This is a genomic window from Paracoccus sp. (in: a-proteobacteria) (assembly GCF_046462195.1).
GTDB lineage: Bacteria > Pseudomonadota > Alphaproteobacteria > Rhodobacterales > Rhodobacteraceae > Paracoccus.
Window position 1 is genome coordinate 1 of sequence record NZ_JBKGUN010000230.1, and the last position, 10,360, is coordinate 10,360.

11 protein-coding genes are annotated in these 10,360 nt (G+C 62.8%); 1 reads left to right on the forward strand and 10 read right to left on the reverse strand.

The window, feature by feature from the left end; all coding sequences use genetic code 11:
* Positions 1 to 452 (reverse strand): carbonic anhydrase (locus tag ACLHHB_RS14420; RefSeq protein WP_410218980.1); only part of this gene is annotated, 452 nt, incomplete at its 3' end.
* Between the two features lie 270 nt (positions 453 to 722).
* Here ACLHHB_RS14420 and ACLHHB_RS14425 point away from each other — a divergent pair.
* Complete coding sequence (locus ACLHHB_RS14425) at positions 723 to 1,187, forward strand: BLUF domain-containing protein (RefSeq protein WP_410218981.1); 465 nt, start codon at positions 723 to 725, stop codon at positions 1,185 to 1,187.
* Positions 1,188 to 1,515: 328 nt separating this feature from the next.
* Here the strand turns inward: ACLHHB_RS14425 and ACLHHB_RS14430 are convergent, their stop codons facing one another.
* The 9 genes from ACLHHB_RS14430 to ACLHHB_RS14470 form a co-directional block, all read right to left on the reverse strand.
* Entirely contained in the window at positions 1,516 to 2,244 is a 729-nt protein-coding gene (locus ACLHHB_RS14430) for an SDR family oxidoreductase (RefSeq protein ID WP_410218982.1), read from the reverse strand.
* 57 nt (positions 2,245 to 2,301) lie between these two features.
* Entirely contained in the window at positions 2,302 to 3,027 is a 726-nt protein-coding gene (locus tag ACLHHB_RS14435) for an SDR family oxidoreductase (RefSeq protein WP_410218983.1), read from the reverse strand.
* A gap of 8 nt (positions 3,028 to 3,035) precedes the next feature.
* The gene (fsa, locus tag ACLHHB_RS14440; protein ID WP_410218984.1) at positions 3,036 to 3,689 is read right to left on the reverse strand and encodes a fructose-6-phosphate aldolase; all 654 of its coding nucleotides are present in this window, start codon (positions 3,687 to 3,689) and stop codon (positions 3,036 to 3,038) included.
* 27 nt (positions 3,690 to 3,716) lie between these two features.
* Entirely contained in the window at positions 3,717 to 5,342 is a 1,626-nt protein-coding gene (locus ACLHHB_RS14445) for an FGGY-family carbohydrate kinase (RefSeq protein ID WP_410218990.1), read from the reverse strand.
* A gap of 2 nt (positions 5,343 to 5,344) precedes the next feature.
* Entirely contained in the window at positions 5,345 to 6,328 is a 984-nt protein-coding gene (locus tag ACLHHB_RS14450) for an ABC transporter permease (protein ID WP_410218985.1), read from the reverse strand.
* The gene (locus tag ACLHHB_RS14455; RefSeq protein WP_410218986.1) at positions 6,318 to 7,820 is read right to left on the reverse strand and encodes a sugar ABC transporter ATP-binding protein; all 1,503 of its coding nucleotides are present in this window, start codon (positions 7,818 to 7,820) and stop codon (positions 6,318 to 6,320) included. The genes ACLHHB_RS14450 and ACLHHB_RS14455 overlap by 11 nt, the downstream gene beginning before the upstream one ends.
* Before the next feature lie 63 nt (positions 7,821 to 7,883).
* A complete protein-coding gene (locus ACLHHB_RS14460; protein WP_410218987.1) occupies positions 7,884 to 8,801 on the reverse strand; it encodes an ABC transporter substrate-binding protein in 918 nt (305 codons plus the stop codon).
* Between the two features lie 97 nt (positions 8,802 to 8,898).
* A complete protein-coding gene (locus ACLHHB_RS14465; protein WP_410218988.1) occupies positions 8,899 to 9,783 on the reverse strand; it encodes a helix-turn-helix domain-containing protein in 885 nt (294 codons plus the stop codon).
* Positions 9,784 to 10,039: 256 nt separating this feature from the next.
* Positions 10,040 to 10,360 (reverse strand): FGGY-family carbohydrate kinase (locus ACLHHB_RS14470; protein WP_410218989.1); only part of this gene is annotated, 321 nt, incomplete at its 5' end.

Sequence of the window (10,360 nt, forward strand, 5' to 3'; positions counted from 1 at the left end):
ACCAGCGGAACGCGCAGTTCGGCCACCGCATATTCGACCGATCCGCGGGCCACGGTGTCCAGAGTATTGCCGGCGTTGCGTATGATGAACAACTCGCCCAGCCCGCGTCCGAACAGAAGTTCCGGCGGAACCCGGCTGTCCGAGCAGCTGACATAGGCCACGAAAGGCGCCTGACCTTGGGCCAGATCAAGCCGTCGATCGGCAGAAAAGTCGGGACGGGGGAGACGGTTTGCAAGGAATGCCCTGTTGCCTTCCTCCAGGAGTGCCAACGCCTCGTCAGGCGACAGGTCTGCATGTCCGTTGGTCACTGGCACCGGACGAGGCACATAGAAATCAGGCGCCGCTTCCTGCGCCAAGGCTGGCGCAACAAGGCTTGCAGCGGCCGCCGCGCCACCAGCACCCAAAAGCGCGCGGCGTGACAAAAAGAGAGACGATTTCGATTTCAGGCGCATTGAGCAATTCCATGGCAAGGACATCAGATTGGCATGAGTGGTAAGACATATCAGACTTAACTGAAAGCCTGGAGGGACCATGGCCGCTTTGGTCTTTCCCCTGACCCGACAAAGGGTATCAACGGACATCATTCGCGGATGCGGCAGACTGATTTCGAATGCGCATCGTGCCGAGCAAGAAGGGATTTTGGTTCAAATTGTTCAAGCAGAAGGCATTTGCATTGTATGCACATTATGAGATGCTTGTGTCCAATGAGGGAGGTGATGGACATGCAGGAAGATTTGTTGCTGAGGCAGCGGGAAACCGAGAGCAATGAGATCCCGCTTGCTGCTGGTGGCTTGGCCTATTGCCTTTATCGGAGCGTGGCCAGCCCGGGGCTTACGCGCGACGATCTCGATCTGCTCTTGAAAAAATCGCGCGAGCGTAACCGGCTTTATGGCTTGACCGGCTGCCTCCACCACGAGGATGGCTTGTTCTTCCAATGGCTGGAAGGACCGCGCATCAGCCTCTTCCGGTTGCTGGACGATTTGCGCGACGATGATCGCCACCTGGGCCTTACGATCCTCGACCAGGGGCCGCTGGAGCAAAGGCTCTTTCAGAGCTGGCAGATGCGCTTTTCGGATCGGGGTGCGGCTTCGCTGCTGGACTGGCTGGCCACCCATGACAACAGTTCGGAGATTGGGGAAGACCATGTCCAGGAGGTCAGTGCCTTCCTGAAATCCATCAGCCTTTAGTGCAGGCCGATGGATTTGATCTTCTCAAGGCTGTGAGAGGTGTTGGAGGTCAACCGGGCCACTCTTGGTCCGGCCCTTGACCCTTCTCTTGCCCTTCCGAGCATTGCGCTGTCGGTGATGACACCCTTGCGCGTCCGGATGCAGTTCATCCAATGATCCCAGAAAAGGTGCGCGAAACTTTTGCACAATTAAAGAGACGGTTGCGATATCCATCAGCTTCGCCCAACACGAGGCCCGCCTTTCCGGGCGACCCCGCTGAACCGGAACGAACAGCATGCCGAGCCATGATCCGGCATGGCGAAACTGTCCGCCATGCCTGATTCACGGACTAGATGTCGAAATTGCTGGGGAGGACGATCATGTCGCGGATCGTCACATTGCGCGGGCGACTCAGCATGAACATCAGCGCGTCCGCAACTTCGGTCGGCTCGATCAGCGCGCCGGCGTCTTTCATCCGCTGCAGGCGCTCCGGCTCCCAGTCCGACAGCAAGGCCGAAATGACGGGTCCGGGTGACACCTGCCCGACACGGATGCCATGCCCCATCAATTGGCGCCGCATGGTCTGGACAAAGCAGGTGACGGCCCATTTCGAGGCCGAATAGACCGGCTCGACATGGATCGGGGCATGGCCGGCGATCGAGCAGGTCACAACGATGTCTCCCGTCTTGCGGGCGATCATGTGAGGCGCCACGGCATGGACGTTCTTGATCACCGCATTGACGTTCAGGTTCAGCATGCGGTCGATGGCGGCAGGATCGGTATCGACCAGATCCCCGCCAATATAGCTGCCTGCATTGCAGGCCATGATGTCAATATGGCCGACCTTGTCCAGGATTTCGGGCACCATGTCGTTGCAGCTGTCAGGATCCAGCAGGTCGGTGACCTGTGCGATGGCCTTGGGCCCCAGTTCCTCGGTCAGTTCGGCCAAAGCAGCCTCGTTGCGGTCGACCAGGACCACGTTTGCGCCTGCGGCCAGAAGTGCGCGGGCCGTGGCCAGGCCAATGCCCGAGGCAGCGCCAGTGATGGCGGCAATCTTGCCTTGCAGTTCTGCGGACATGTCAGTCTCCTTCGTCTTGCGGGCCGGACCCGCCAAATAGTTTCAATCTTGCTGGTGTCAGACCGCCAGAAAACCGCCATCCAGAGGCAGGACGGCACCTGTCACCATGGCCGCATCGTCCGACAACAGGAGGGCGATGCTTCGGGCGACGTCCTCGGCCTCGGCAAAGCGGCCCATCGGGTGGCGCACCATCATCGGCGTGCTTTTGGCAGGATCGCTCCAGGCCTCCGCGGCCAGTTCGGTCATGGTGACCGTGGGGGCGATGGCCGTCACGCGGATGCCATGGGGGCCAAGCTCCTTGGCCATGACGCGGGTCGCACCCTCCAGTCCCGCCTTGGACGCCGCATAGCAGACATGATCCTGAAAGCCGCGATGGCCGGCGATGCTGGTGACATTGACGATCGCGCCGCCGCCGCCGGCCGCCACACGGGCGCGCGCAAACTCTTGGGCGCAAATCAAGGCGGTGCGGAGGTTGATGCCCAGCACCGTCTCGTAACCGGCATCCGTCATGTCCAGCAGGCTTTCCAGAACATTGGTCCCTGCGCAGTTGACCAGGAAATCGCATGTTCCGGCCTCGGCCATGGCCTCCCGCGCGGCGGCCGGGTTCGACAGGTCGGCGGCGATGCTGCGCCCCCCTGTTTCCTGCTCAAGGCTGTGCAGGTCGGAGGAGGTGCGGCTGATGGCGACCACCCGGGCCCCCCGTTCCGCCAACAGCAGGGCAGTGGCGCGGCCGATGCCCTTGCCGGCGCCGGTGATGATGACGGATTTGCCTTCGAATTGCATGATGTGCCTCACAGGATGGATTGGCCGGTTGCGGCCCAGTCGGCAGAAAATGTGGCGAGCCCCGCGTCCGTCAGCGGGTGCCGGATCAGGCCCAGGATGATTGCAGCCGGGACAGTCGCCACATCCGCGCCGGCGATCGCCGCAGCCGTGACGTGATTAGCCGTCCGAACCGAAGCCGCCAGGATCTGGGTGTCAAAGGCATAGTTGTCATAGATCGCGCGGATGTCGCGGATCAGCGTCATTCCGTCTAGGTTCAGGTCGTCCAGCCGCCCCACGAACGGCGAAACATAGGTTGCCCCTGCCTTGGCGACCAGCAGCGCCTGATTGGCCGTGAAGCACAGCGCCAGGTTCGTCCCGATCCCCTTGTCGCTGAAATGGCGGCATGCCTTCAGCCCATCCAGCGTGGTGGGCAGCTTGACCACGACATTGGACGCAATGGCGGCCAGCACTTCACCCTCGGCGATCATGCCGGCGGCATCGGTCGCCGCGACCTCGGCCGAGACCGGACCATCGACCAGTTCGCAGATCCGGGCGATGCTTTCCTTGAAGTCGCGCCCCGACTTGGCGATCAGGGACGGATTGGTCGTCACCCCATCCAGCAGCCCGTAATCGTTCAGTTCCCGGATCTCGTCCAGGAGGGCGGTATCGACAAAGAATTTCATGAGTTCGTCCTTGGGAAAAGAAGGAGGTCAGGCAAGCGCTGCATCTGTCGCGGCACGAATGTCGCGCGCGGTACCCTGCAATGTCAGAAAGGCTTCATAGCGAGCCGCATGCAGGTCTTCGATGGCACCTGCAGCGGGCCTGTAGGTCGCCTGGACCGAGGACATGGCGGGCATCGCGGTCGCAAGATCGGGAAAGGCCCCCGCTGCCACCGCCCCCAGCATGGCCGCCCCCAGCAGCACAGGTTCCTCGCTGACGGTCGCATCCACGGGCAGGCCGGTCGCGTCCGCCAGCAGCTGGCGGATCAGCGGATGACGGCCCGCGCCCCCGCTGATCGCGATCCGCTGGACACCGGCGCCATGCGCGGCCTGCGTCTGGACGATCTGGCGCAGCCCATAGCCCAACCCGCAGATCCCCGCGACGTACTGAGCGACCAGGGCGTTGATGCCCGTTTCCATCCCCAGACCGGTGATCGTGGCTCGGGCATGGGGGTCGGCAAAGGGTGCGCGATTGCCCAGGAATTCCGGCACGACATGCAGATGGGCGGCCATTCGCACCGCATCCGAGGCGTGGCCCGCCTGCGCCATTGCCGCGTCGGCCAGCCATTCGGGCAGGGATTTGTTTTCCGCCTGCGCGGCTGTCGCAGCCTGCGCGTGGGCAGGGTGCATCAGGATCAGGTGGTCGATGGCAGCCCCCGCGACCGATTGCCCGCCCTCGTTCAGCCAGGCTCCCGGCACCATGGCCGAAAAATAGGGCCCCCATACCCCCGGCACAAAGGCCGGCTGCCGTGTCGTGGTCATGGTACAGGACGATGTCCCGAAGACATAGCCCAAGGCGCCTGTCGGATCCTCGGCCCCGCCCCGCGCGCAAACCGTGCCGACGCCGCCCGCATGGGCGTCGATCAATCCCGCGCCGACCGCGATGCCGGATGGCAGACCCATCGCACGTGCCGCATCCGGCACAAGCCCCCGGCCCAAAGGGGTTGCAGGCTCGACCACCTCCGTGCCGATCCGGGCAAAGCCTTCGTCCGCCAGTTCCCCCAGGCCGATGCTGCGGAAATAGTCCGCGTCCCACCGCGCTTCATGCGCCAGGTAGGTCCACTTGCAGGTGACGGTGCAGGTCGATCGGGCCAGACTGCCCGTCGCCTTCCAGGTCAGGAAGTCCGTGAGGTCGAAGAAATGGCGCGCAGCGGCGAACACCTCGGGCCGCTGCTCCTTCAGCCACAAAAGCTTCGGTGTTTCCATCTCGGGCGAGATGCGCCCTCCGACATAGCGCAGGACATCGTGTTCTCCTGCGTTGATCCGGGCTGCCTGATCCGTGGCGCGATGATCCATCCAGACGATGATGTCACGTTCCGGGTGATCGGGTTCACCGACGCCCAAGGGTGCGTCACTGATGACGACCAGAGAGCAGGTGGCGTCAAAGCCGATGCCTGCCACGCTGTCCGGGTCGACGGCAGCCTGCGCCATCGCCATTCGGGTGGCCTGGCAGACGGCGTCCCAGATCTGTGCGCTGGACTGTTCCGCGATCTCGCCGGAAGGGCGGTGCATCATGATGTCCGTCTTGCCCGTGCCCAGAGCCGTGCCCTGTGCGTCGAAAACCCCCGCCCGCGCCGATCCGGTGCCGACATCGATGCCGATGAAATGGCTGTGCATCATCAGCGCCACTCGCGGCCGATATAGATGGCAAGCAGGATGATCAGGCCCTTGATCACGTCCTGCATGTAGGGGTTGATGCCCACAAGGTTCAGGCCGTTGTTCAGGATGCCCAGCAGCACAGCGCCGATCAGCGTGCCCAGGATCAGGCCGCGGCCGCCGGCGATGGCAGTTCCGCCCAGAACCACCGCGGCGATGGCATCCAGTTCGAAGCCGACGCCGGCATTGGGCTGGCCGCTCATCAGGCGGCCGGTCAGCACGATGGCCGCCAGTGAGGCCGTCACGCCCGAGATCGCGAAGACAGCCAGCTTGACCAGCCGCGTGCGGACGCCAGACAGGCGTGCGGCCGTTTCATTGCCGCCGATGGCGTAAACGTGCCGGCCAAAGGGCGTGCGCTGCAGCAGCACCCAGGCCAGTGCATAGACGACCAGCATGATGATGACCGGAACCGGAATGATTCCGATGCGGCCCACGCCGAACCACGACACCCAGGAGGGCAGGCCGCTGATGGGGTAACCGCCCGAATAGATCAGCCCGAGACCGCGTGCGATACCCATCGTGGCCAGCGTCACGATGATCGCGGGCATTTTGCCCCAAGCAACCAGAGCGCCGTTGAAGAGGCCGAGGCCAAGGCCGACCAGCAGCGCTGCCGCCAGTCCGACGCCGCCCGGCAACCCCATGTTGACCATGAGGCCCGCCGCGATCGTGCCGGCCAGCGCCATGACCGCGCCCACTGACAGGTCGATCCCGCCCGTCAGGATGACAAAGGTCATGCCCACGGCCAGGATGCCCACCACCGACACCTGGCGCAGCACGTTCAGGATGTTGTTGACCGTGAAGAAGTTGTCGCTGGCGAATGCCATCAGGATCGAGACGACGATCAGGCCGACCAGCGGCAGGGCCAGCGGCGAATGAAGCAGCCAGTCCAGGGGGGACATGCGCGTCCGGCCCTTGGGGGCGGCTGCGGTGTTTGCATCAAGCGACATGTTCGATCCTCCCGGTCGTTGCGTGTGTCATGATCTCTTCCGAGGTGATGGCGCTGCCTTCGACCGTCGCGACGATGCCGCCCGAGCGGAAGACGCAGACCCGGTCGGACATGCCGATGACTTCGGGAAGCTCGGACGAGATCATGATGATGGCACAGCCTTTTGCAGTGAATTCCCGCATCAGGTGATAGATCTCGGCCTTGGCGCCGACATCGATGCCGCGCGTCGGTTCGTCGAAGATCAGGATCTGCATGTCGTGGTTCAGCCAACGGGCGATCACCACCTTCTGCTGGTTGCCGCCCGACAGGGTGTCCACGCGCGCCCGGGCACCCTGCGACTTGACGCGGACCTGCTCCATGGCGTCCTGCGTACAGGCCAGTTCCTTCTTGAAATCGATGAACCAGTGGCCCTGGCGATACTTGCCGTAATTGTTCAGCGACACGTTCTGCAGGATCGAGAAGCTGGTGATCAGCCCCTGCTCCTTGCGGCTTTCGGGCAGAAGACCGATCCCGTGAGACAGCCCGTCGGCCGGATCGCGCAGACGCTTTTCGACGCCACCGATCCTGACCTTGCAGCGCGCCGCGGAATAGGCGCCAAGGATCGACAGCACGGTTTCCGTCCGCCCCGAACCCACAAGGCCGGCAAAGCCCAGGATTTCTCCCGCGCGCAGCTGGAAGGAGGAAAGGGGACCGCCGCGGCGCAGCTGGACCTCCTCGACCTCCAGGACGACCTTGGCGGCGGGGTCGGGGGCAGGCTTCGGCGGAAAGCTGTTCTCGATCCGGCGGCCGACCATCATCTCGACCAGACGGTCCGTCGTGACATCAGCCACATCGCAGCTGCCGACGTATTCGCCATCGCGCAGGACGGTGATGCGGTCGCAGATCTCGAAGATCTCTTCCAGATGATGCGAGATGAAAACAATCGCGACGCCGGCTGCGCGCAGTTCTCGCATGACCTTGAACAGGTGCTCGACCTCGGCAGGCGTCAGCGTCGCCGTCGGCTCGTCCAGCACGAGGATGCGCGCGTCCAGCGACAGCGCCTTGGCGATTTCCACGAACTGCTGTTCGGCAACCGAAAGGCGCGCGATCGGGATGTCAAGGGGCAGATCGACCTCCAGCCTTTGCAGGATTTCCTGCGCACGCCGGCGCATCGCCTTCCGGTCCAGCAGGCCGAAGGGCGTCTTGCTCTCGCGCGCGAGGAACATGTTCTCGACTGCGGTCAGATAGGGGATCAGGCTGAATTCCTGAAACACGATGCCGATGCCCGCGGCAATCGCCTCGTCATAAGTGGCAAAGCTGCGGTCCTGCCCGTCAACGATGATCCTGCCGGCGCTTGGCTGGATGATGCCGCTGACAATCTTCATCAGGGTGGACTTGCCAGCGCCGTTCTCGCCCAGAAGCGCATGAACCTCGCCTGCCCGAACATGCAGGTCGACGCCGTGCAGGACCTCGATCCGGCCGAAGCTTTTTCGTATTTCCTTCAGCTCGAGCATCTTGCCTCCTGTCGTCTGATCCTGTGGCCGCGCCCGACAGGGCGCGGCCTGTATCGTGATGGATTACCAGCTGAAGTCGGCGGCATTCTCGCTGTCAACGACACGGACATCGATCGGCACCTCGGACGGAACCACGCTGGCGCCCCAGTACTGGGCCAGCGCCATGCCAAGGCCGACGCGAACCTGGTCGCGCGGGAACTGGGCCGTCGTCTCGATGAACGGAGTGCCGTCGGCGATGGCCTGAACTGCCTCGGGCGCACCATCGACCGAGGTCAGCTTGATGTCGCGGCCCGACCCCTGAATGGCGGACAGGGCCCCCATGGCACCGCCGTCATTGACCGAGAAGATGCCGGCCAGGTTCGGGTGCGACTGGATCATGTTCTCGACCACGCCCAGTGCGACCGAGCGATCCTGACGGCCATTTTGGGTGTCGACAAGGGTGATGCCCTCGTGTTCGCCCAACGCGGCCTTGCAACCTTCGACACGCTCAAGGATCGGCACGACGGGAATGCCGTCAAGGATTGCGACCTCGCCTTCACCGCCCAGGGCCTCCGCAAGGTAATTGCAGGACTGGTAGCCCGCGTCGCGGTTCTTCGAGCCGACAAAGCTGTCGACCGGGCCGTTGGCGTTGGCGTCCACGGCCACGACGATCACGCCCTGATCCTTGGCCATGCGCACAGCGGATTCCACGCCGGCGCTGTCGGTCGGGTTCAGCAGCAGGATGTCGATGCCCTGCTGCAGCATGTCCTCGACGTCCGAGATCTGCTTGGCCACGTCGTGACCGGCATCGGTGACGATGACCTCGGCACCGATGGAGGCCGCGGCCTCGTTCAAGGCCTCCTGCATCGAGACGAAGTAGGGGTTGTTCATTTCCTGGAACGTCATCCCGATCTTGAGCTGATCGTCCTGCGCGGCAGCAAATCCGGCCGATGTGGCAAGGGCGATGGCGGCAACGGATGCGGTCTTCAGTAGGGTCTTCATGGAATGGTCCTCCCGTTTATGAAGCTGGCAGTCTCCCCTTGTTCGTCGCCTGCGATGCGCCTGCCACGTTCAAAGGGTTTTTGGGGTGGTGCGGTGCTCAGCTGGCCATGCGGATCGTCTGGTTGGCCGCAAAGGTCGCCCGGAATTCGGATGGCGACATCTTCTTCAGCTTGAGGAAATGGCGGTTGAAGTTCGACAGGTTGGAAAAGCCCACATCATAACAGATGTCGGACACCTTGGCCTCAGGGTCCGAAAGCAGCATGTGACAGGCCAGGTCGATGCGCAACTGGTTGCGATAACGTACCAGTGTCGTGCCGGTATGCCGTTTGAACGACCGGGAAAATGCGCTTTGGCTTTGGCCGGTCAGTTCGGCCAGTTCGGTTTCGCTCAGTGGTTCGTGCAGATTTTCGCGCAGGTGGCCGATCGCGCGGTTCATGTCGGATTCCTCGGCCCGTTCCATGTCCAGCACAAAACTGAGGCTGGCAAGGATCTGTGACGTCGGCGCATGGGCCAGCAGGTCAAGGATCTGGAAGAACAGCCCTAGGCGGCGCACGCCACGTGCCTCGATCAGCGCGCGCATCAGGGGACGCACGGTACGGCTGGTGTCGTCGCCGAACAAGATGCCGCGGCGGCTGCGTTCCAGCAGATGACGCACGGCCTCCATTTCGGGAAAGGCGGCGCGCGCCGCTTCGATGAAGCTTTCGGGGAACTGGATCACCTCGGTCCTCTGCGGAACGATCTCGCCGGGCCGGATGACACTGATCCAGTTCTGTGGCAGGTTCGGCCCGGTCATGATCAGCTGCCCGGGGCCAAATTCGCCGACATGGTCTCCGATATAGTACTTTCCAGTAGTCGCCACGACCAGGTGGATCTCGTATTCGGGATGGAAATGCCAGCGCACCGTCCGGAAGGGATAGCCATGCTTCCATGCGGCAAAGGATTCACCCTTGCGGATATGCACAAGCTCCAGATCTGGCTGCATGACGTCCTCCCCTCTGCCGGCACGGCTCGCTCTTGGCGATGCCGAGTCTCCCTCCGACGTTGATTCTTTGGTATCACTGCTCAAGTCATGCAGCCACGACCACAGCAAGTTTTTTCTGATACTTTTTTGACATCTGCTGTGCGTATTTCATCAGCATTTAAGAGGTTGTCACCCGGCGGTTGTGCCGGGTTCTCAGCAATTCTGCTGCAATGCAGCAGAATTGTCGAATTGTAGTGAGCGGCAGTCTGAGAAATGATCAGTGGAGCGCACGAAGGGGCTGAAATGCGCTTTGGAAGGACACATACTTTTCCGCATAGCGTTCTGCCAGTTTGGTATCGGGTATCACCTCACCTGCGATGCTGGGTGCGGCAAAGACCCGTTCCGAGATTTCGCCTTCTGCACAAGCCGCAGCCAAGCGGGCCGCCCCCAGTGCGGCACCCAAATCGCCTGCTTGGGGCTTCAGCAGGGTCAGCCCGGTAACCGCTGCAATGATCTGCAGCCATTGTTCGGAACGCGCACCCCCGCCGACGACATAAACGGCATCAAGGCCCGATCCTGCGCGCCGCATGGCCTTGTC

Bases quoted from the DNA above. Each gene is read 5' to 3' on its own strand.
- ACLHHB_RS14445 (WP_410218990.1), bottom strand. From the start codon at position 5,342: ATGCACAGCCATTTCATCGGCATCGATGTCGGCACCGGATCGGCGCGG.
- ACLHHB_RS14435 (WP_410218983.1), bottom strand. From the start codon at position 3,027: ATGCAATTCGAAGGCAAATCCGTCATCATCACCGGCGCCGGCAAGGGC.
- ACLHHB_RS14460 (WP_410218987.1), bottom strand. From the start codon at position 8,801: ATGAAGACCCTACTGAAGACCGCATCCGTTGCCGCCATCGCCCTTGCC.
- fsa (WP_410218984.1), bottom strand. From the start codon at position 3,689: ATGAAATTCTTTGTCGATACCGCCCTCCTGGACGAGATCCGGGAACTG.
- ACLHHB_RS14455 (WP_410218986.1), bottom strand. From the start codon at position 7,820: ATGCTCGAGCTGAAGGAAATACGAAAAAGCTTCGGCCGGATCGAGGTC.
- ACLHHB_RS14450 (WP_410218985.1), bottom strand. From the start codon at position 6,328: ATGTCGCTTGATGCAAACACCGCAGCCGCCCCCAAGGGCCGGACGCGC.
- ACLHHB_RS14425 (WP_410218981.1), top strand. From the start codon at position 723: ATGCAGGAAGATTTGTTGCTGAGGCAGCGGGAAACCGAGAGCAATGAG.
- ACLHHB_RS14430 (WP_410218982.1), bottom strand. From the start codon at position 2,244: ATGTCCGCAGAACTGCAAGGCAAGATTGCCGCCATCACTGGCGCTGCC.
- ACLHHB_RS14465 (WP_410218988.1), bottom strand. From the start codon at position 9,783: ATGCAGCCAGATCTGGAGCTTGTGCATATCCGCAAGGGTGAATCCTTT.